This is a genomic window from Mesorhizobium sp. M8A.F.Ca.ET.161.01.1.1 (assembly GCF_004792105.1).
Taxonomy (GTDB): Bacteria; Pseudomonadota; Alphaproteobacteria; order Rhizobiales; family Rhizobiaceae; genus Mesorhizobium.
Genome location: NZ_SRTD01000232.1, coordinates 1 through 343 on the forward strand (window position 1 = coordinate 1; position 343 = coordinate 343).

Here is a 343-nt window from a genome sequence, read left to right on the forward strand (position 1 = left end):
CGCCGCCTGCCGCATCCAGCCCAAAGGCCGAGCCGCCCGACAGCACGAAGGCATCCACGGTTTCAACCGTCATCGCCGGGTCGAGCAGGCCCGTGTCACGCCCGCCAGGCGCACCGCCCAGAACAGAACCTGAGGCAATGGCGGGCTTTTCAAAAACAATCGCCGTAACACCGGAACCGAGGGAAAGATCGGTAACATTGCCGACCGAAACGCCGTCTATGTCAGTCAGAAGATTGGTGAGTGCCGCCATGCCTTTTCCCTTTTCTCCCGGTATCCCGCCACCATCAGGCACTGTCAACGCAAAACGTGACACGCCTGATGTCGGCGACGAGCCGCGATCAGG

Annotated in this window: 1 protein-coding gene; it reads right to left on the reverse strand. The window is 61.5% G+C overall.

Annotated elements, in window-relative coordinates:
- Window positions 1-250 (reverse strand): P1 family peptidase (locus EN804_RS35475; protein ID WP_189602194.1); only part of this gene is annotated, 250 nt, incomplete at its 3' end.
- Window positions 251-343 lie beyond the last annotated feature (93 nt).